This window comes from Veillonella rodentium (assembly GCF_900187285.1).
Taxonomy (GTDB): Bacteria; Bacillota; Negativicutes; order Veillonellales; family Veillonellaceae; genus Veillonella; species Veillonella rodentium.
The window spans coordinates 1,453,909-1,476,894 of record NZ_LT906470.1; the positions used below are offsets into that span (position 1 = coordinate 1,453,909).

20 protein-coding genes and 1 tRNA gene are annotated in these 22,986 nt (G+C 42.1%); all 21 read right to left on the reverse strand.

Features of this window, described 5'->3' with window-relative positions; all coding sequences use genetic code 11:
* Positions 1-2: 2 nt before the first annotated feature.
* Positions 3-590, reverse strand: coding sequence for a DUF3793 family protein (locus CKV62_RS06670; RefSeq protein WP_095066263.1), 588 nt, complete (start codon positions 588-590; stop codon positions 3-5).
* 99 nt (positions 591-689) lie between these two features.
* Positions 690-1,328: a hypothetical protein gene (locus CKV62_RS06675; protein WP_095066264.1), complete on the reverse strand. Its 639-nt coding sequence runs from the start codon at positions 1,326-1,328 to the stop codon at positions 690-692.
* A gap of 124 nt (positions 1,329-1,452) precedes the next feature.
* Complete coding sequence (locus CKV62_RS06680) at positions 1,453-3,141, reverse strand: glutamine--tRNA ligase/YqeY domain fusion protein (RefSeq protein WP_095066265.1); 1,689 nt, start codon at positions 3,139-3,141, stop codon at positions 1,453-1,455.
* 84 nt (positions 3,142-3,225) lie between these two features.
* Complete coding sequence (locus CKV62_RS06685) at positions 3,226-4,275, reverse strand: 2-hydroxyacid dehydrogenase (protein ID WP_095066716.1); 1,050 nt, start codon at positions 4,273-4,275, stop codon at positions 3,226-3,228.
* Between the two features lie 186 nt (positions 4,276-4,461).
* Positions 4,462-4,929, reverse strand: coding sequence for a large conductance mechanosensitive channel protein MscL (mscL, locus tag CKV62_RS06690; RefSeq protein ID WP_054674606.1), 468 nt, complete (start codon positions 4,927-4,929; stop codon positions 4,462-4,464).
* A gap of 185 nt (positions 4,930-5,114) precedes the next feature.
* Complete coding sequence (locus tag CKV62_RS06695; RefSeq protein ID WP_157728922.1) at positions 5,115-6,908, reverse strand: ATP-dependent nuclease; 1,794 nt, start codon at positions 6,906-6,908, stop codon at positions 5,115-5,117.
* 249 nt (positions 6,909-7,157) lie between these two features.
* A complete protein-coding gene (locus CKV62_RS06700; protein ID WP_095066266.1) occupies positions 7,158-8,042 on the reverse strand; it encodes a DMT family transporter in 885 nt (294 codons plus the stop codon).
* 227 nt (positions 8,043-8,269) lie between these two features.
* Positions 8,270-9,769, reverse strand: a complete 1,500-nt coding sequence (gene thrC / locus CKV62_RS06705; protein ID WP_095066267.1) for a threonine synthase — start codon at positions 9,767-9,769, stop codon at positions 8,270-8,272.
* 394 nt (positions 9,770-10,163) lie between these two features.
* Positions 10,164-10,239: transfer RNA gene (locus CKV62_RS06710), tRNA-Lys, on the reverse strand.
* A gap of 85 nt (positions 10,240-10,324) precedes the next feature.
* The gene (locus tag CKV62_RS06715) at positions 10,325-10,627 is read right to left on the reverse strand and encodes a hypothetical protein (RefSeq protein WP_095066268.1); all 303 of its coding nucleotides are present in this window, start codon (positions 10,625-10,627) and stop codon (positions 10,325-10,327) included.
* A 1-nt stretch (position 10,628) separates the two neighbouring features.
* On the reverse strand, positions 10,629-11,594 hold the full coding sequence (gene moaA, locus CKV62_RS06720) for a GTP 3',8-cyclase MoaA (protein WP_095066269.1): 966 nt from the start codon (positions 11,592-11,594) through the stop codon (positions 10,629-10,631).
* A gap of 25 nt (positions 11,595-11,619) precedes the next feature.
* On the reverse strand, positions 11,620-12,060 hold the full coding sequence (locus CKV62_RS06725) for an MOSC domain-containing protein (protein ID WP_095066270.1): 441 nt from the start codon (positions 12,058-12,060) through the stop codon (positions 11,620-11,622).
* A 342-nt stretch (positions 12,061-12,402) separates the two neighbouring features.
* Positions 12,403-13,731 carry a nucleobase:cation symporter-2 family protein gene (locus tag CKV62_RS06730; RefSeq protein WP_095066271.1) on the reverse strand — a complete coding sequence of 443 codons (1,329 nt, stop codon included), beginning with the start codon at positions 13,729-13,731 and terminating at the stop codon, positions 12,403-12,405.
* 209 nt (positions 13,732-13,940) lie between these two features.
* A complete protein-coding gene (locus tag CKV62_RS06735; protein WP_095066272.1) occupies positions 13,941-14,558 on the reverse strand; it encodes a cyclodeaminase/cyclohydrolase family protein in 618 nt (205 codons plus the stop codon).
* A gap of 13 nt (positions 14,559-14,571) precedes the next feature.
* Complete coding sequence (locus CKV62_RS06740; RefSeq protein ID WP_095066273.1) at positions 14,572-16,242, reverse strand: formate--tetrahydrofolate ligase; 1,671 nt, start codon at positions 16,240-16,242, stop codon at positions 14,572-14,574.
* A 391-nt stretch (positions 16,243-16,633) separates the two neighbouring features.
* Entirely contained in the window at positions 16,634-17,908 is a 1,275-nt protein-coding gene (locus tag CKV62_RS06745; RefSeq protein ID WP_095066274.1) for an SLC13 family permease, read from the reverse strand.
* A 182-nt stretch (positions 17,909-18,090) separates the two neighbouring features.
* A complete protein-coding gene (locus tag CKV62_RS06750; protein WP_095066275.1) occupies positions 18,091-19,359 on the reverse strand; it encodes an SLC13 family permease in 1,269 nt (422 codons plus the stop codon).
* Between the two features lie 109 nt (positions 19,360-19,468).
* Positions 19,469-20,080, reverse strand: coding sequence for a L(+)-tartrate dehydratase subunit beta (gene ttdB / locus CKV62_RS06755; protein ID WP_095066276.1), 612 nt, complete (start codon positions 20,078-20,080; stop codon positions 19,469-19,471).
* Complete coding sequence (gene ttdA, locus CKV62_RS06760; RefSeq protein ID WP_095066277.1) at positions 20,080-20,982, reverse strand: L(+)-tartrate dehydratase subunit alpha; 903 nt, start codon at positions 20,980-20,982, stop codon at positions 20,080-20,082. Before ttdA ends, ttdB begins: the two co-directional genes overlap by 1 nt.
* 420 nt (positions 20,983-21,402) lie before the next feature.
* Positions 21,403-22,425 (reverse strand): helix-turn-helix transcriptional regulator, encoded by a 1,023-nt coding sequence (locus tag CKV62_RS06765; RefSeq protein WP_095066278.1) that lies wholly within the window; start codon positions 22,423-22,425, stop codon positions 21,403-21,405.
* A 205-nt stretch (positions 22,426-22,630) separates the two neighbouring features.
* Positions 22,631-22,966, reverse strand: a complete 336-nt coding sequence (locus CKV62_RS06770) for a cupin domain-containing protein (protein WP_095066279.1) — start codon at positions 22,964-22,966, stop codon at positions 22,631-22,633.
* Positions 22,967-22,986 lie beyond the last annotated feature (20 nt).

Consider the following 22,986-nt stretch of genomic DNA (forward strand, 5'->3'; position numbering starts at 1 on the left):
TCCTAGGCCGTTCTTGCGACCAATGAACCAAATGTTTTTCCCAACATCAATTGAGTTTGACAATACCGTCGACATGCTTTATAACACATGAAAGAACGCTGTGCGCCTATCACATCATCATAGACTTTCCATTCCCCGCACATGTGGTAGCCTGCACCACGTCGTGAAATAAAGTATTTCACATCGGTTAGAGGATATCCGAGAAATACACCGATTTCATGAGGAAAATCAACGCTAGCTTCCATACGGTACCGCAAATGTTCAAGCATTTCCATAATACTCATCCGCTCATGATAACCGTATGCTTTCAAGAATGTCATCACCGCAGGTTGCCGCACATAGTCTCGTAATTGGGTTTCACGAAACACCAGTAACAGTCTACGCGCTTTACAGCGACACAATTCAAAGAAGAACAAACCCTTTTCATTGAACTCTTTATTATATTCAGTCAATACAAATTGGATCTGCTCATTCATGTCCCGTGGAATAGAAACCAAATTCGATAGCTTGATGCCACGAATTGCCGGTGCACAATGAAATCCAATGATTTGGTCAATTGAATTCATCAAAGTTTTACCTACCTGCTGCATATCTACATAGGATGTTTTTATTTGAGAACAATTCCTATATCCACATGGTACTCTTGATGAGAAAAATTGTCAAGAATAATTGATATATACTTTCAATATTTATTTAGTTTTGCTTTGTAATAATTCTTTTACCTTTGGAAATATCTTGGCATCACTTTCCGCATCAATAGCTATAAAACGGGCTTTAGGGCCTGTATACTTGTCATCGAACAACATGACATGCAAAACTTCTTCGTAAGAATTATTATTAGCTACACCCCTATGTTTTAATGTTCCTTCATATGCATTCCCCTGTTTAGCTAACGGAGTAACAACGGTAAATGTACCAAGAACAGAATTATTTCCACTGTTAATAGAGGATACCAACGCCCCTAATGTGGATGAATCCGTACTAATGCCTCTGTTTTCACCCATAAATCCGGTTAACTGCCTACCTAAAACCACATCGGCATAAACGGCATAATTCATTTCATTTCCGTTTTTGATATTCAATGTATATACATTGGCAGATGTAGCGCCGGCATCTAACAAAGCGGCTCTAACGTCCTTCTTGCCATCTGCGGCGAAGAGGGCTTTCGGATTATTGTTATACACCGTCACGCCCTCCGGCATTTTAATACCTTGATACGTAGTATTTTGGTTTTTATTCATAACCGTCTTAATATTGGCAGCAGAACTTGCAGCCGGAACATTAGCCAAAACAGAGGCTGCAATTGCAAGTAATAGTAATTTTTTCATCATAGCTCCTCAATTGATTAGAACATATTTAATGAAGAACCGCCCACACGGGACGGTTCTTTAAAAATTTCGTATCGATTCATTTTACCACGATTGTTTAAATAAATTCTGAATCATAATACAATTATTTCTTCTGTTGCTTAGCCCAGCTGTCACGCAAACCGACGATACGATTCACCACGATATGATCGGATGTGCTATCTTTATCGGTTACAAAATAACCTTGGCGTAAGAATTGAAAGTGATCTCCCAGCACAGTTGTAGCTAAGGATGCCTCGCCTTTACTATGTAAAACCTGTAGCGACTCATGGTTAAAGCTTGCTAAGAAATCCTTATCATCCGCATCTTCACGCAATAAATAGTCATATAAACGCGTTTCAATATCCACCGCAGAGGATGCTTCCACCCAATGCAACGTGCCTTTTACTTTGCGCGTGCAACCGCTACCGCTCTTCGTTTCAGGATCATAGGTACAGTGAATTTTCGTAATATTTCCATCCCCGTCCTTCACGATATCTGTGCAAGTCACGAAATAAGCCCCTTTGAGACGTACTTCTTTTCCGGGAGCCAAACGGAAGAATTTTTTTACCGGTTCCTCCATAAAGTCGTTGCGTTCGATGTAAACTTCACGGCCGAATACAACCTCACGGGTACCGAGTTCTTCGTTTTCAGGATTATTTTCTATGGTCACGAATTCGGTTTGCCCCTCAGGATAGTTCGTAATGACGACTTTCACAGGATCCAATACCACCATAGGGCGCGTAGCTTTTAATTTCAAATCCTCGCGAATACAGAATTCGAGAAGCGCAATATCTACCATACTGTCCGCCTTAGCCACGCCGATACGATCGCAGAAATCGCGAATCGCAGCCGGTGTATATCCTCGACGGCGCAATCCGGAAATGGTCGGCATCCGGGGATCATCCCAGCCGGACACAAGCCCCGCCTCAACGAGAGCGCGCAATTTACGTTTGGACATAACCATTTTGGTAACATTCAGCCGGGCGAATTCGATTTGTCGTGGAATTTCGGTATCGTCCCAGTCCTCCAGAACCCATTCATATAACGGGCGATGAACTTCAAACTCCAAGGTGCAAATGGAGTGCGTAACGCGTTCAATCGCATCCTCAATGGGATGAGCGAAGTCATACATAGGATAGATTTTCCATTCGCCGCCTGTACGATGATGGTCCGCATTCACGATGCGGTACAAAACGGGATCGCGCATAACGATATTGGGATCAGCCATGTCGATTTTCGCACGTAAAACCTTTTCACCATCCTTAAATTTACCGTTTTTCATATCTTCAAAGAGAGCCAAATTCTCTTCAACACTACGGTCGCGATAAGGGCTGTTCGTACCAGGCGTGGAAAAATCACCACGCGTTTGACGAATTTCATCCGCCGTCTGGTCATCTACATAAGCTTTGCCAAGCGTGATTAATTTCTTGGCATATTCATACATCTGTCCGAAATAGTCCGATGCATAACGCACATCCCCGTTCCAATCAAAACCGAGCCACTTCACATCATCCATAATGGAGTTTACGTATTCCACATCCTCCTTCGTCGGATTTGTATCGTCAAAGCGCAAATTTGTGAGCCCATTGTATTCCTTACCGAGTCCGAAGTTCAGGCAAATAGATTTTGCATGACCTATATGCAGATATCCGTTCGGCTCCGGCGGAAAACGGGTCAATACACGCCCGCCGTAACGACCGTTTTCATTATCCTTATTAATTTCAGCTTCGATAAAGTTAACTGATACAACTTCTTCCGGAGCTACCGATTGTTCAATATCTTTATGTTCCAACGTTATAACCTCCACATGATAAATATTCTTTTATTTTACCATATATCGCATAAGACCGCACATATTTCATATTCTTGTGAAAGTTTAATCGAAATCGCTCAAATCAACGCCGACTTTTTTCAATTCCTCCAAGGCGATTTCCTCTGTCAAAACAGATTTCTTGTAATTCACTTCTTCGTTGACACATGTTTTAAGCGGTTTCTTATGAACTCCGGCGATGATATTATCCGCCGTCAGAATAGACATATCATAACGAGTTCTGTCTGTATAGGAACCTATATGCGGCACGATCAAACAATTTTCTACACATAGCAGCGGATGATCTGCCGGCAATGGTTCAGGATCTGTTACATCAAGGGCCGCATAATCGATTTCACCCGTTTCAAGAGCATTGATCAAGGCTTCCGTATCAACGATAGGCCCACGCCCCACATTCACGAACAATGCGGTATTTTTCATTTTCCTGAAAAATGCTTCATCGCACATATGGTATGTTTCATCAGTAAGAGGAGCCATAACACAAACCACGTCACTGGTCGCTAACAGCTCATCGAGTTCCATATAAGTCGTTTTATATAATTTATCATCATTACGCGGATGACGATTATGATACACAACTGTCATGCCAAATGCGCGTGCACGCCGTGAAATGGATACCCCGATTGCCCCCATACCGATGATTCCCAAGGTACGACGACTCAAATCGAAGCCCTTAATATTGGACGGTCTTTGTGCCCATCGACCGTTTTTTACAAAATTTGCATTCTCCAAAATCCGACGACTCGCAGTAGCGATTAATGTAAAAGCCAGTTCAGCAACCGTTTCATTGAGAACGCCCGGTGTATTACCATAAGGAATCCCTGCCGCCGTCAAATCATCGATTTTCACATTATCATAACCCACCGCAGCTTGTGCGATAACCTTCAAATTCGGAGCATTTTTGATAAGATCAGCATCTACATCGAGCGGTCTAACGCTCCATAAGCCATCGGCTTCGACAAGCCACTCTTTTAACGTCTCGCGAGGCATCACCGTCTTTTCAGTCCATTGACGTACCTCTACATGCTCTTTTAAATATGCGATCGCATCTTTGCGAACAAGTCCGTTTACAACTACTAGAGGTTTTCGTTCCATATGCATCAGTCCCTCCAAACAATTTATAGTATATACATATATATTATACTAGAGCGTAAATCTAATACAATAAAAAAGAATTCCCGTACTTGTGCAGCAACATCAGGAATATGAGCGGGCAAGTATAGGAATTCTTCTTTATTAGATGAGAGCAGATTAAGAGCTTTACCAAAATCGAAATATAAATTATTTCAAATCTGCAGTACAGTTAGGACATTTAACTGCATCAATATTGATTTCAGATTTACAATATTGACATTCTTTCGTTGCAGGAGCTTCAGCAACGTCCTCTTCTTTTGCGGATTTCATCATTTTAGCCAATCCGCGAACCATCAAGAATACAACAAATGCCAAGATTAGGAACTGAATCAAATCAGTGATAAATGTACCGTATGGCAAAACGGAACCGGCTGCACGCGCCGTAGCGATATCAGCACCGGCCATGAACGCATCTTTAGAACCTGTGCTCAATGGCAAATATAAATTGCTGAAATCAATACCGCCTGTGAACACGCTGAGGACAGGCATAAACAAATTGTTTACAACAGAATTAACCAATGCTGTGAAAGCAGCACCAATAATCATACCTATAGCTAGGTCCATCATGTTACCTTTGAACGCAAAGGCTTTAAAATCGTTTAAAAATTCTTTCATTTCACTACTCCTAAACACCTGATACTCGAAATCTTTTAATTCCTAAATAATTTATTAATTACTTTACTAATGATAAAAGATAGAGCCCTCGATGTCAAGATTTTTCGATATAGTTTTCTCAATTTATACCGTACTCTTTTGCATAGGTATCTTATTTCAGTAATGAATCAATTACTATGAGGATTCTATGCCAATCCTAACGATAAAGTCTTTGCACGCTCCACGACGGCTATGAAAGCGGGCGGGATTAAAGATGCATCCAGGAATTGACTGATACGACGACCTACAATAACCCCCTTATTCGCATAGAACCAGGAGAAATAATAGATATGAAGGTCATCTATTTTACGATCTGAAATATTGGACAGACAGCGTTGTACAATTTGACTCTTTGTAATCCCCAGTTTCGCATAGCCGCGCCGTGCCATATCCTTCGTCACCATCGGACGTCCTTCATCTATAATATCCCTGATAATGGCATCCATAACGGATCGTTTACGCAACTCCAGTAAATGAGCTACAAAATCCATTTCAAAGCAGATTTCATCGGTGTAAAAAACATTTCCATTACCTTTCGCATATTTTCCTTCCACATCGCGATCGTATAATGCCACAGTCGGTATGGCAAATTTATGAAACAGCTTTTGCAATTTGCTGATGGAGGATTCACCGCGCGCATTGATAAGACATATGCCAAAATAATCAAAATCCACACCCAAACGCTTGCCAAAACCTGCAAAACTGCCATATTCCGTCTCGCCTTCTACAATAATGATACATCGGGAATAAAGAGCTTCCTTCGCTTCAGGAAAATGCATAATCAGATGCTTCTCCACTTCCTTCGGAAAGTTAAAGGTAACGCCGCAAGCGGCACAGACCATATCCTGATCATCCCGATACAGACGAATAATATGGCGATAATCATCGACAAGAGCATCCGTACTATGAGTTACCACGAAAAGTTGCCCCAACAGACCGTCAATCTGAAACAATTCCCGAATAAGTCCGAGAAAGTCTTCATTCTCATTGGTCGCAATTTGACGATAATAGTTAAGCACGGCACGCTGCAGGTAAGGACTTAAATGAAGTTCCGGCTCATCCACACTGATAAAGATAGGTAAGTATCGATGCCCATCCGCATCATATACGAGCAGAGATTCCAAGTTAATAGCAGCACTGCGAACCTTCATATAAATCTGAGCGAGAATTTTCAATGCTACCGCCATGATAAGACGCACATTATCAGCGGAGTATTTTCGTTCCACTGTAGCCGATGTGGACAATACCTCGATGAGATGCTGCACATTCAACATGCAATATGGATCCAGATCCTCCCGTAAACTGTTGATTTCATGCTGTATATTACGGTCAGGCACCTCCAGTTTAGACACATAACTCTGTAAAAGATGCCCCAGCTCAACATAAATTGAGGAAGGAATCGAAAACAGCTCCCTCTCCGAAGTATCTCGATGACATACGTAAAGTGCATGACGAACCATGGAGAGCGGCATCGGCTCCATCTGTCCGTCATCAACTTTATATAACCTAGGGTATACTTCCTGCACAACCTGCTCCAACCGCACCCGATATGTCAACTCCGAAGATAATGCATCATCATTAATACTATTTAAACTCGAGCCGTTACTTGAGGTTTTACTCTTCCTGTCCGCTCCCTTCATATCCGACGCGGTAGATGCGGCTTTAGCCTTCTTTATAATCTCCGCCTCTATTCCGCCTAACGGATATATATGATTTAATTCCGACAGGGATAATTCAAGATCTATACGAATCGGTTTATTTACGTCTGTAAAATCGCCTTCACCGAAGCCCCGACACTCCATGATAATTTCCAGAAGATCCAGAAAATTTGATTTTCCAACGGCATTCTCACCGACAAAATAATTTATATCATTATGAAAGCTTAGTACCACATCCGCCAAATTCCGATAGTTTTCGATATGCATCCATCGTATGTACATAAGAGCCTCCTTCCCACCTGTTCTCCACGAGCAATCAGTCGAGCAATTTATAAACTACCTAACAAACAGTAAATGCACCGTACCGCATCACCATCCGCTTTATTGTCCCTGCTGCTCCGATACTAAATTGATATATGATTTTTTATCCATACAATTATAAATTATCACTTACATAAAAAGGTGCCAATCACGACCGTGATCAGCACCCCAGCTGTCATACAACGTTCTTACATTGTATATATTCGACATTTATTTGTTTTTTTCCTCTATAACCTTGCCGCTCCCCACAGAACTTTGTTCCTTTAAACGCGTCAGCATAACGGACGCGATAAACATGGCGACGCCGGCACAGACCGTCGATACGGATAAACTTTCAGAAAAGAAAAGAAATCCGTAAAACGAACTGATGAAGACGCCTACGTATTGCAAAAATTGTGCCACCACCGCATTGGTGGTAACAAATGCACCGGTCAGGCAGAACTGAGCGACCACCGATATGCCGCCGATAATAGCGATAATAAGCCAGTCATATCCTTGAGGCATCACGAATTGATCAGTCGCTATAAAGCCGGCAAACATGCTGGTAATCAGAAAGTACGCCATGATTTCAAAATTGCTGTGCTGTCCACGCTTGCTGATGGTTCGTATCGTCGTATAAGCGGCCGCAGCCAACGCAGCGCCTAAAATGGCCACCAGTGCATACCACGAAAACGAATCATAGCTGAACGGGTTCACCATGACTATAACGGCGAACAGAATCAGACAGAGCCATTTACCGGCGCCTTTCGGTATCGATTCTTTCAGAAACAGAGCACTAAAGATAAAAACAAATATTCCCGTCGTCTGAAACAGGATTGTCGCATCGGACAATTTCATGTGCACCAAAGCGATGAAATTACATACCATACCAAAACCGCCGTATAGACCGCGCATGACAAGGAGTCCCCGATCCTCCTTTGAAAATCGGATACCCTTAACATACATGATGATAAGTACCGCAACGGTCCCGAAGAGCCCGCGGGCAAAGGCAATCTCCCCGGGCGGAATATTAGTACCCAGCAATTTTACAAATACATTCATCGTGCTGAATAAAAGTGCGGATAATAAAGCATATATAAGGCCCTTTTTAGCCATAGCCCCTCCTTGAATTGTTTCTCCCCATGTAATTCTGAATCCATCGTTCTATAAATGATCGATAAATCTATAAAGCTGACAATCCATATTGCATATACTAAATAGTCAGGTAGCTAATTAAATGGATAGTTCAGTTAATTACTCAGTTGGATAGCCAGATTGATTACTAGTAAACGCCCAGCTAAATATACAGATATACCGCCCTTCCTCGGAAAGGCGGCATCATATTATTTAGAGAATGTATCTACAAAATCTAAAATCTCCTGTTTCATATTCTCTTTATCAATCGCTTTTGTAAAGCGTAATGCTTTAGACTGTAACGCCTCCAGTTGTTTAGGGAATCCCACGCCTGTCACAGCGGAGATATTATGCAAGCTTTCATACGGAGTCGCCCCCGCCTTGATATCCAAAGCCTCACAAATCGCTGTAGGGAATTTGAACGGATGCGCCGTGGACGCGATAATCGTATGGCGAGCACCGTCTTCAGGATGTTTTTCCAATTCCTTCATGTATGCACCCATAGCTACGGCCGTATGCGGATCCATCACATAACCATAGGAGTTATAAACCTGTTCGATAATCGCCTTCGTTTCTTCGTCATCTACATAAGCGCCGGAAAAAGTCGCCTTAACCCGTTTGAATTCCTCTTCGTTAACAGATAATTTACCCGTCGCTTTAAGATCTTTCATCCACCCCGCCGTTCTTTCACAATCCTCGCCGGAAATATAGTATAAGAAACGTTCAAAGTTCGAGGATTCAAGAATATCCATCGACGGAGAAATAGTCGTATAGAACGGACGATTCATATCATATGTGCCGGTTTCAAAGAATTCGGTGAGCACATTATTCTGATTGGATGCGCAGATTAATTTACCGATAGGAATCCCCATTTTTTTCGCATAATATGCAGCCAGAATATTACCGAAATTACCGGTCGGTACCACGACATTAAACGCTTCATCCTCATGGATTGCGCCTTGCGCCACAAGTTCAGCATAGGCATTGACATAATACACCACCTGCGGCGCCAAACGCCCGATATTGATGGAGTTAGCGCTGGAGAACATAACGCCCTTTTCCGCCACCTCTCGTGCCGTCTCTTTATCTACGAATAAGCGCTTTAAGAATTGCTGAGCATCATCAAAATTACCACGAATAGCCGTCACATTGACATTTGCCCCCTCCTGTTTCTGCATCTGTTCCGCCTGCATAGGGCTGACACCGTCCGTCGGATAGAATACTTGAATATGAGTACCCGGCACATCTTTAAAACCTTCCAATGCCGCTTTGCCCGTATCACCGGATGTGGCGGTCAAGATGAGTACTTCCTTCTGTTCACCTTCCGCTTCTTTTGCAGCTACCAACAGATATGGGAAAAGAGACAACGCCATGTCTTTGAAGGCTTGCGTACGTCCATGGAACAGTTCCAGTACGGATACTTTTCCCAATAGGGAATGAAGCGGCGCAATATCTCGTGTGTTGAAATTCGCATCGCTGTAGGCGGAATGAATCATATCCTTCAAATGAGCTTCGGAGAAGCACGGAAATAGTTTCGCCAATACAACAGCCGCTACCTCTTGATAGCTTTTATCTTTCACATCATCGTATGTCAAGCAGTTAACAGGGAATAAAGAAGGCACATATAAGCCTCCGTCCTCTGCCAAGCCATGTAACAACGCATAGGTTTCATTTACCGCAACTGTACCGCGGGTGCTAGTATAATTCATGAAATACCTCATCTATAAACGGACTACATTCTATGGAATCTAATAAGTTTTATTATAGCATAAAAGCACCCCAAAAGGAGCGCTTTCTATTTTTCGGAACCATATTTAGATATGCATCGACAATAATAATCCCCATATCTGTGACATTATATTTCTTCTTCTGTGATAGCATCCAATGTATCAAGATTACTTATATTTTTGTGGCTTCAATATATTCCATCTGATCGTACCGCACACGTAAATCTCCAACTGCACACTTAAAATCAAGGATATCAAACTAGGGTATAGAGCAAAAGCTGTTACAAGTTTAAGAATTATAGGACAAAAGGTGTTGCAAATTTAATCTCATAAATAAAAAAAGAACCCGCATGTTCATGTGAGTTCTCTTTTAATATGGTGGACCACCAGGGGTTCGAACCCTGGACACCCTGATTAAGAGTCAGGTGCTCTGCCAGCTGAGCTAGTGGTCCATAACAAAATATATTATATGACTATTTTATGGGAATGTAAAGAATATATTAGACTCCTTCCCATAAAATAGCATATTAAAATATATCAATACTGTAACATCCAGTCTTTTATAATATTACACGATTTGGTAGGAATCACATCGGTAGTTCCGACGCATTCCGAATCGCTGTACATCTGCAATACACTGTGGGTGCGGCTCACTTCTTTCACGATTACATTCGTCAACTTCGCCTTAAGCACACTGAACTGCAAACCATATCGTCCCATATAGGTAAACACTTCTTTTTGTGTATCATACTCCATATGGACTTGTAACATCTTACCACCGGGCCAACATTCTTCAACAAATGTTTTGGATCGAGGTTTCAAGAAATCAAAAAATCCCATACTACCCTCCAATGCGCCACATAGGGCGCTCCGGCTGTTCCATAGTAATACCGCCATGGCGTTCCTGTTTACGTTGTAAAGCTCGTTCGATGTGATCCGCCAGTGCTGCTTCCGAAATACCGTTGCGCACAAGGGACACCAAATCAGCTTCGTCATCACGCAGGAGGCAGAGTCTCATTTGCCCGTCCGATGTAAGGCGTACACGGTTGCAGGAATCGCAATAGCTATGGGACATAGAAAATATAAATCCTATATTTTTACCGCTCGGCAAGCTGAAATACGTAGCCGGGCCGAAGCCGTATACAGAATGCGCCTCTACAAGAGCGCCTCCGACAACGCGTTCTAGCTGGGACTTCCACTCATCAAATGTCGGTCCATGAAAAGCATCCCCCTGAAACGGCATATATTCGATAAAACGCCATACAACAGGCCATTTTTCAACATACTGTAATAAAGATCGGACTTCATCATCCGACCAGTGCCGGGACAATACGGTATTAATTTTAACGGATTTAAAGTTTGCATCTATAGCACTTCGGATACCGTTCAGAACGGAATCCAACTGCCCTTCTTTGCCTACACAAACGGCAAATGCGTCACTTTCCAAGGAATCCAAACTGATATTGACACGATGTAATCCGAGTTTTCTCAACTTCTGTGCCCGTGAAGCCAGCAAACTGCCATTGGTGGTCATGGAGATATCTTCAAACCAACCACTGCTTTTAATTCGACTCAACAAGTTCTCAATGTGAGGGTATAATAGCGGTTCTCCGCCGGTAAGGCGTACCGCTTTCACACCGATTCGATAAAAAGCACCGAGAATAAACATCCATTCATCGACCGATAACAACTGAGTTTGACTTTGAGGCGTAATCTCTGATGGCCGGCAATAGGGACAACAAAAATTACACGCATCTGTCAGCGACAGACGTACATATTCAATGGTACGGCCCCATGCGTCTTTCATAATCCACCTCGTTTACTAACATTTATTATTTAATAATCGATACATCATCACCGACGCGAATCGTACCGTTTTTAAGTACCTTCCCAAAAATCCCCTGTGTGGGCATAATACAGGAACCGACCTGTTTCATGATTTCACAGCCTTGATGACATTCCTTACCGATTTGAGTAACCTCCAACACAGTCTCGTCACCAAGCTTAAGATGCGTTCCTACAGCCAATTCATAGAGGACCATGCCTTCAACGGTAATATTTTCCGCAAAATCTCCGGGGTGTACATCCGCCCCTTGTTCACGCATATGATCGATGCTGGCGATGCCGAGTAAACTGATTTGACGATGCCAGTTTCCCGCATGTGCATCCCCTTCCATACCATGATCCACGATGAGATTCGCCGATTCGATATTGTGTTTCTTTTGCCCTTTTCTCTCACTGATAGAGATAGCAATAATTTTTCCTTCTGCCATGTGCTCCTTCCCTTCTTATGGGAATACATCAATACATAACTTTATATAAATATTAATCTATCAAAATTTTTCTTGCACTATTTCTTTTGTGAAAGCTTTCACAAAACAGTTCTACATTTATCTGTTTATTATAACATAATATTCATACAAATCCCCTGTGATTTAAATCACTAATCTATTTGCTGTTCCAATTAAATCGGGGATTCATTCGGCCTATTTCGGATATATAAGGCTAATCCTGCATACAAAAAACTCACTCATATAACGGACTGTCCCTCCAGAAATTGTGTCCAAATTCTGGAGGGACAGTTCATAAAACAAGGTTCTTCTATGGCACGACAATTACCGACGCCCCATTGTCTGGAACTCATCACCGTGATTAACTCCATTGAGCAATAAATTCAATAAGATAGCTGTAATGCTGCCGAAGGTAATACCGGATTGTAAAATAATTTGCGCCCATGCAGGGAAATTCATATAAAATGTCGGAGCCGCAATTGGAATCATGGCTACACCGATACTGATGGCAACGAGCATCAAATTGTGATTGCCATCAAAGCTGACCTTACCAAGAGATCGTATGCCGCTGGCGATAATCATACCGAACATCGCAATACCGGCACCTCCGAGCACCGCATTCGGAATACTGGCAACAACGGCCGCCAATTTAGGGAACATACCTAATAGGATTAGAATAATACCGGATGTAGCGACTACAAATCGGCTTTTAACACCTGTTACGGCAATAAGGCCTACATTTTGAGCAAATGCCGTATAAGGAAAGCTGTTTAGAACGCCGCCGATCACTGTTGAAACGCCGTCAGCCCGAATAATGGAGGCCAACTCTTTTCGACCGATCTTTTTATCTACGATTTCACCGATTGCAATACTATCGCCGGTTGTTTCAACCATGACCACGAGCATAACGACAATCATCGAAATCACAGAAGCCCAGTCAAAAGTAGGTAATCCGAAATAAAAAGGTTCAATAAACGCCACCCATTGGGACCGTCCTACTTCTTCAAAACTTGCTACGCCCATCGCAAAGGCAATCGCAGTACCTGCAATCAGTCCGATTAATACAGACAGATTCCCGAGAAAGCCTGTAGCAAACTTATACACAAATACTACGATCAAAAACGTAATAAAGCCGAGGCCAATGTTGGTATAACTACCGAAATCAGGGCTACCCGCGCCGCCCCCCATCCAGTTAATGGCCACAGGCATCAAGTTAATACCGATAAGGGTGATAATGGTCCCGGTCACAACAGGAGGAAATAGACGAATGAAACGGCTAAAGAATGGCGCAACCAGAAATGTAAATAGCCCCGCTAAGATGATAGCTCCATAAATGGCCGGCATACCGTGCTGTGCACCGATCATGGCCATAGGACCGACAGAAGCAAAGGTGACACCTTGAATCATGGGAATACGTCCCCCTACATTCCCAAAGCCTAACGTTTGGATCAGTGTTGCAATGCCGCAGGTAAACAAGTCAGCGGTAATAAGCCGAATTAAATCCTCCATGGGCAAATTCATCGCCTGTGCAACAATAATCGGCACCGCCACGGCACCAGCGTACATAGCCAACACATGTTGCAGCCCAAAAGCAAACAGCTTCGGAATCGGCAACATGGTATCCACTGTATTGATTTGTTCATGCTCCGTCATAATTATCTCCTATGTAAAACCATAAATATTACCTGTTTATTTTACATGATTGTTCGGATTTTAACAATATAAAAAGGAAATCCGTGGTAATTTATTCTACCACGGACTTCCTTTTTCAATATTTACCGAACATTATGCAATTATCAAGATTATAATATTCAAATTCTATCTATTCGTATAAACAATCATTTATTTAACGGTGAAACAATCTATTTATATAAATCCACAATAGCAGCTTCTTTCGCATCGAGATTCGATTCAATACGTTCCATCTGTGACTCTAATTCAGTCACATAAGCTGTATCTTTGATGCCCGACAAATTAATCCGCACATTAAGAAATGCCGCCTTTACCGCAGCCCGTGCATTGATAGCCGCGATAATACCGTCGGTAATAAGATTCTGATTTCCCTTACGCACCGCAAGTTCCGCAAGCTCAAAAATCTTGGCCGCCACATTTCCGATTTCAAAGGGAACCTTAGCCGCATCCTTATACGCTTTTTGAATCGCTGCCGTCCGTTCAGCCTTTTCTTCATCCGTACCTTTCGGTAAGCCCAAGGCATTCATAAATACATTAAATACATCCGCATCGGCCTGTGCTAAAACGAGCATGCGTTCACGTACCGCCTCGGCTTGAACGCGCAGATATTCCATATCCGACTGCACATCTTCGTAGCCTTTTTTATTAACTGTCAAATTAGCCACCATTTCAGCCAATGCTGCACCGGTTGCAGCCGTTAGAGCCGCAATCGCACCACCGCCGGGTGTCGGTTCCTTAGATGCCGTAGCACCCACGAAATCAATAACACTTTGCTCCACTAATTTCATAATCGCCTCTATCTCAATACAAACCTTTAATCGTTCCGTCCGCCTCAATATCCATATTAAGCGCTGCCGGCCGTTTAGGCAGTCCCGGCATGACCATTACATCTCCGGTGCGGCATACAATAAAGCCCGCACCATTGGCAACGCGAATATCCGATACGGTAATAGAAAAACCGGTCGGTGCCCCTAAAAGTGCCGGATTATCCGATAAAGAGTACTGAGTCTTTGCCATACATACGGGCAATCGATCAAGGCCCCAATCGGCAAGCTGCTTAATTTGTTTTTTCGCCTTATCCGTAAAGATGACACCATCGCCACCATAAATGGTACGTACTATTTTACCGACTTTTTCTTCTAAGGAATCCTCTAAATCATATACAAATTTAGGACTTGGTTTAGTCCCGTCCAATAATTCTACGACCTTCTTCGCCATATCGACTCCGCCGTTACCACCCTTTTCCCAACATTCATTGAGTTCTACAGGGACGCCGAATTCTTCACATAAGTGTTTGAGTTCCGCAATCTCCGCATCCGTATCGCTGGCAAATTTATTGATGGCCACTAGCACAGGAACATTGAAAAAGCGCATATTTTCGATGGCTTTACGTAAGTTACTGAAACCTTTTATTACAGCCTCCACATTTTCCGTACTCAACTCTTGTTTCGGTACTCCGCCATGCATCTTTAATGCCCGCAAAGTGGCAACGATAACAATCGTATCCGGAAAAATATTACCATAGCGGCATTTAATATCGAGGAATTTTTCCGCCCCCAAGTCAGCACCGAAACCGGCCTCCGTAACAACGATATCCCCCAATTTGAGGCCTAACTTCGTCGCTACTATGGAATTACACCCATGTGCAATATTCGCAAACGGTCCGCCGTGAACAATGGCCGGCGTATGCTCCAAGGTTTGTACAAGGTTCGGTTTGATAGCGTCCTTCATCAATAGTGCCATTGCGCCCTGACAACCTAATTGATGAACATATACGGGGTCTCCCGACAAATTGCAGCCGATAACAATGTGTCCAAACCGTTCTTTTAAATCCTCTAAATCCTTTGCGAGACATAAAATCGCCATGATTTCAGAGGCAACGGTAATCATAAAATGATCTTCCCGCGGAAATCCGCACACCTTTCCACCAAGAGCGACCGTTACATTGCGTAGCGCCCGATCATTCATATCGAGAACACGCGTCCAGGACAGTTGACGCAAATCGATTTGCAGTTCATTACCTTGATGAATATGATTGTCAATCATAGCGGACAACAAATTGTTTGCCGCTGTAATAGCATGCATATCACCGGTAAAATGCAGATTGATGTCATCCATAGGTACAACCTGTGCATAACCGCCGCCTGCCGCACCGCCTTTGATACCGAATACAGGTCCTAACGACGGTTCGCGCAACGTAGCAATCGCATTTTTACCGATTTTTTGTAATCCCTGTACAAGACCGATGCTCGTCGTGGACTTGCCTTCCCCCGCCGGCGTCGGTGTGATAGCCGTCACGAGAACAAGCTTTCCGTCCGGTTTCGACTCAAGTCGACGAATGGCGTCAAAAGAGATTTTCGCCTTATAATGGCCATATTGTTCAATGTCATCAGCGGTAAGACCGCACTTACCAGCTATGGCCTGAATTTTTTCCATCTTACTTTGTTGGGCAATTTCAATGTCGCTTAACATAATTTCTCCTCCATACCATTCAGCATTACCACTCTATCTGACATACCTATGCTTTAATCTTTATAGAATCCAATGAACTAAATATACCTTTACGATTCATGCACTTCACAACAATATTTCATATAATTGTCCACTGTGAATGTATCTTTGTACGCTAATAATACTATTATATGTGAAAGTATGAGTAATGTCTAATATAAATCTCTACTAAAATAAATCCTATCTATAACCTCCGGTGTCTGTCGACTGATGTATCACCTCACGCCGGTACTTTCACAAGACATACAAAAGCGATTCGATGTCACATGAAAGATTCAAATTTATAATATAGAGATTATAAAAAGGAAACCCCGTCACAAATGACGGGGGTCGTATGACTTACATTATATAATTATGGGTTAAACGGGAATAAAATAGGCAATAGAATTAAGGACACAACAGCGGATACCAAAATCAATGGTAAGCCTGCTTTCACAAAGTCCTTAAAGCTATATCCGGCTACGTTATAAACCATTGTATTCGCCGGCATACCGATTGGTGTCGCATATGCAAGAGAACTGGAAATAACGATGGCTACGAGGATTGCCTTAGGGTCGAAGCCCAATTGAGATGCCAACGACAAGCCGATCGGTGCCAACAACGCAACGTCCGCCGTATTGGACATAAAGTTTGTCATAAATACGGACAAGAAGAATAATACCGCCAACAAAGCCAATGGATTTGGAGTTTCCCCTAAACCATCAACGATAAGGTTTGCAATGAATGCACCTGTGCCGGATTTAACCATCGCTGTACCGAGCGCCAACGATCCCGCGAATAAAAGGATCGTCTTCATGTCGATGGATTTAACAGCTTCTGTTTCCGTAATAACACCGGTCGCTACGATAACAAGAGCACCTACCCAGGCGCTGACAGCCAAGGATACGCCGATCTGTTTTTCAAAAATCATAGCCGCAATCGTCAACACAAGCACCAGGCCGGCAGTCCATTTTTTCCAAGCTGGAACATGACTGAAATCAGCGTTCTTCTGATAATTTGCATCCGGTTCACGAGTCGGCACTTCCGGCAAGAACCGTTTACCGATGAACGCGTAGAAAAGAGTACCTACGATTAGCATCGGTAAGCCTACTTCACCGTATGCGAAGAAATCGAAGGATCCGAGCCCCGCTTCCTGCAAGTTGGAGTTAGCGATCATATTACCCGGGGAACCGATCATAGAGATATTCCCGCCCATAGCAGCGGCAAAAACGATTGGCATCAAGAATTTAGTCTGGTTGAAGCCGCCCTTTTTACAGATACCGATAACAACAGGAATCATAACAGCCGCAGTGCCTGTATTGGACAAGAACCCTGACATGATACCTGTAAGCATCATAATAGCAATAATAAGAATTGTTTCATTTTTAGCAAATTTATTTACAATGTTACCTACGTCAACGGCTACACCTGTTTCAAAGAAGGCAGCACCAATAATAAACATCGCCATAAATAAAATGACATTAGAGTCAACAAAGCCTTTGAATGCTTCTGCTGCAGTCAATACACCGGCAAAATGTAAGCCGACAGCCACAATCATAGCTGTAATGGACAACGGGATTCGCTCCATCGCAAACATTACGATGGCAAATACTAGGAATCCCAATGTGACCATAATACTGTAATCCATGAGAATTTTCCTTTCATTGTAGAGTCATACTCGTCTAGTATATAAACAAAGACTTATAATGTAAATTACCTAATTTGCATTTCAAAAATGAATTTTTCTTCATAATCAACATTTTAAAAGCCCTCATGTTCAAAACATGAGGGCTCGTTGGCTCATTATTAATATTATGTAGTTTTTAAACATTAAAAAGGGAATAATAAAGGTAGTAAAATAAGTGCCACAATGCTAGAAACGAGTATAAGCGGTAATCCGGCTTTCACATAATCCACAAAACTATAGCCGGCAATATTATATACCATCGTATTTGCAGGCATACCGATTGGTGTCGCATATGCTAACGAGCTGGCAATAACGATAGCGGCTAATACCGCCTTTGGATCAAACCCAAGTTGAGAAGCTAAACTTAGTCCAATAGGTACTAATAATGCACATGTTGCCGTATTAGACATAAAATTAGTCATAAACACACCCAACACGAATAAAACGATTAACACAATAATTGGAGATGGACTTGCTCCTAGACTGTTAACAATAATATCGGCAATCACCGCACCGGTTCCGGTCTTAACCATCGCATCGCCCAACGCCATAGAGCCGGCAAATAGCATTATGGTTTTCATATCAATGGATTTTACAGCAGCCGTTTCACTGATAACATTAGTCGCTACAAGTACAAGAGCACCTATCCAAGCGCTGACATACAATTTAACACCTAATTGTTTTTCAAAAATCATAGCTGCAATGGTTAAGATTAAAACAATCGCAGCCGCCCACTTTTTCCAAGACGGTACATGGCTATAGTCATCATTACCTTCAAAAGCACCGTCAGGTTTATGACTTGGTGCATCAGGCAAGAACCGTTTGCCGATAGTCGCATAGAATATAGTACCAATTATGAGCATTGGCAATCCTACAAGTCCATAATCAAAGAAACCAAAGGCCCCCAACCCAGCTTGTTGCAAGCCTGATTGAGCAATCATATTACCAGGCGCACCGATAAGAGAAATATTACCGCCCATAGCAGCTGCAAATACCAACGGCATCAATAATTTCGTTTGCTTAAAGCCACTCTTTTTACAAATACCGATAATAACGGGAATTAAAACTGCCGCAGTCCCTGTATTGGATAGAAAGCCTGACATAATGCCGGTGATCATCATAACCGCTACAAGCAGAGATGTCTCTGTCTTTGCAAATTTATTAACTACATTCCCTACCTCTACAGCAACACCGGTTTCAAAAAAAGCTGCACCAATAATGAACATCCCCATAAAGAGCAATACATTTTGATCTACAAAGCCTGCAAATGCATCTTTGGCAGATAAAACACCGCTCAAATGTAATCCAACAGCTACAATCATAGCAGTAATTGACAACGGGATTTTCTCCCATGCAAACATGACGATGGCGAATACTAAAAAGCCAAGCGTTATCATTACACTCGTATCCATATAAACCTCCCAATACGTGTAACAACCAAAAATAAGTACAAAAAAGGAGGATTGTACAATCCATGTATAATCCCCCTATTCAGTTGAACAAAATCCGCAACGAAATATTTTATTTAATAAAGCTTACGTGCTTATAAATCTCTTCCAATACTTCATCTTTCTTTGCATTGTATTCTACCTTTTTATTTTCAAAGTAGTTATTTCCTTCCGCATCGATAGACACGATGAGAGGGCCAAATTCCTTTACGCGACAAGTCCATAATGTTTCCGGCATACCAAGTTCACGCCAGTTAGCAGATTCAATTTCCTCTACCTCTGTAGCCGCAAGCACCGCATTACCGGCCGGGAATACACAGTGAAGAGCACCAAAGTCCTTACATGCACGGGCAGTTTCCGGACCCATACCGCCTTTGCCGACAATGAGACGTACACCTGTCTGTTTTACAAATTCGTACTCGAATTTTTCCATACGCATGGACGTAGTAGGTCCTACAGAAATCATTTCAAATTTATCATCACCATGATCACGCACAATCGGACCTGCATGTAAGATGGCACCGTTACGAACATCTACAGGTAACTCGCGACCATATTCAACGAGACGTCGATGAGCGACATCACGGCACGTTGTGATGTGACCATTTAAGTAAATAATATCCCCCGCTTTAATCCCCTCAAGATCAGATGCCTGAATCGGTGTTGTCAAAATATGCTTAGCCATTAGAATGTCACTCCTTTGTGAGATAAAATTTCGTACTTACCGTCTTTATCAAATACCATATGACCGCGGCGATGGTTCCAGCAGCCGACGTTTACAGCTACGGAGATTACGGATGGATGGCGGGAGCCATGCTCGATGTTTACGCCCATAACGGATTTATCACCGCCCATGCCTTGTGGCCCAAGATGCAATGCATTAATTCCGTCTTCAAGCAGTTGTTCCATATATGCCGCTTTTTCATTTTCCGCTTTAGAGGATACGGGCCGCATCAATGCTTTTTTAGACATCGTCGCCGCTGTATCGATCGATGTGGCAATACCGACGCCGACGAGCAGTGGAGGACATGCATTAAGGCCATAGCTTGTCATTAAATCCAATACAAATTTAGCAACACCTTCGTAACCTTCACCCGGCATCAAGGTCTTCCCTGATCCAGGTAAGGAGCACCCGCCCCCGGCCATATATGGAAAGATTTCCACATCATCACGATCAGGAATGATGTCCCATGTTATATAAGGTGCTGTACGGCCAATGTTCTTTCCCGTATTAAACTCATCAAAGGTTTCTACACAATTGTGACGCAATGGAGCATCTTGGGTCGCTTTATATGTAGCTTCACGCAAGATTTCTTCTAATTCTCCAATCAATGGATAATTAGAACCGACCTTCACCCAAAACTGTAAAACGCCTGTATCCTGGCAGGATGGACGATTTAACTCATAAGCCAAATCCATATTTTTATGCATTGTTTCATAAATTGTTTTCGCTAACGGATTTTTTTCATCTGCTGCGAGTTCTTTAATTTTTGCTTCCACATCATCTGGTAATTTTTTTGCCATATAAGCAATGAATTTTGCCATGACATCTGTCATCTCTTGCACTTGTTGTTCTTTCGTACTCATCGTAAACCTCCTAAAAGGACTTCATTACTATCTTTATCAAGGACTTCAGCGCACGCTTTATCGAAGACCTTAATTCCTTTCGTTGATTACATTCTACGCCTTTTCCCGAATTCAACTATCCATTTTAGAATATGATTTTTTAAGGTGAAAGCATGAGAAATCATATACATTGCGCCGCATAATGTCTCTAATTGTCTCATGCGATATACAAATACGTCCATATATGGAAAACTAAAAAACGCTACCTGTAAAAGGTAACGCTTTATTTCACATATATTTATATAGGATTTTAACATATACAAAATCAACCATGCCTAATCATTTTATATAGGCTGAAAAAGATATAAATTCATACCCATATACTGTGCGAATATCCACCGGTATATGCCGTAACAGTCGGTATATTTTATAACAATACATCTATAATTCCTCTACGATTGCTTTCAGTTTATCCTTAAGAGATTGCAACTTTTTATCTGCTTCCAACGAAGTATCTGCATCAACAACATTAACTCGATAGGGTAAAAAAGAATTTAATATATCCAGAATATCCTTATCTCCGGTAGAAATCATTTCCTTCCAGTTGTGTAATTTGGTTTTCCGCCCGATGCTTCTTGCCTGTTTACGATATTCAGACGGGGTCGTATGAAAATGTTTTTTAAAGGCCACGTTAAAAGCTTTTATGTCGGGAAATCCGCAGCGATTAGCAATACGCACTATCGCCTCTTCCGAATTGACTAAACGTACCGTCGCTTCTCGTAATCTTAGGCGCAATAAGTACTCAAGGAAGGAAACACCCAATTGGCGTTTAAAGAACTGTGATGTATAGTTCACATTATACCCACCTACTTTTGCAATATCCTCTAATTCGATCTTCTGCTGATAGTGTTCATCAATATAAGCAATCATCTCATCGAAGGTAGCCGCGGTCATGTCTGCCGGTTTAGATCTGATATGCACGGATTTTACCGCATCAACCTCACTATACACATCCCCCGCCAAAACCATGTAATGATGTTCAAGCCACATGCGATTAGCAGGACTTTCACCATTAACCTCCAACAGCATCATCATCGCCGCATGATGACGCAAAGTTGTAAAGAACGGATTGTGACGACTACTTTCATCCGAACGCACCACAAATTGATACATGCCAAAATTCGGATCAAAGCCTTGGAAGAACTCCTTACCTACGTGAATAACGAGGGCTGTTGTATCCTCCTCCAAGGCCAGCGTAGCATGCCCGACTTGAGGGGAAATTATAATTGTATCGAGGGGTTCCATCGTAAAAACTTCGCTATTACAACTCATCTCAATACGCCCTTTTAACAAGATAAGAATCTCAGTTTCGCCATGCCAATTGTAATGATATGTACTGACCTTGTATATGTGGCTACTGAAATCTATATGGTTGTGTTTATATGTATAGTAAAAGTATTCCATTTATGTATCTCCTTATTCTATACACCTATTGTATCGAATAAAACCATCATTTCAATTGCTATGCAACATTTTTGTTCTGTTTCAGCCGCAATAGATAAAGTCAGATTATATTGCTCAATTATATCCATAACACGTCCGTCTCAATAAAACCAGCTACAAAAAATGCACCCTTTATAAACTAAAGGATGCATTTATTATGATATATTTATTTAACTACGGTCAACAACATCTTGAAGTTTTCACGAGCATCAAGGCTATGAGGCACTTCAGACGGCATGATTAATGTTTCTCCGGTCTTTACATTGTGTTCCGTATCGCCGACAACGATATGTGCTTCTCCATCGAGGATTTGCACAATGGCATCTCCCACCGTTACATGCGTAGAAATTTCTTCCCCCTTCGGCAATGCAAATAATGTAATGCTGAGGCGTTCATTTTGAGCGATGGTAATACTGATAACTTGACCGGCCTTATATTCTAATATATCTGCTAAATGTAAAATTTCGTTAACAGGAATATTTTTTGTAAAAGTCTTGCTCATAGAAATCACTCCTTATATAA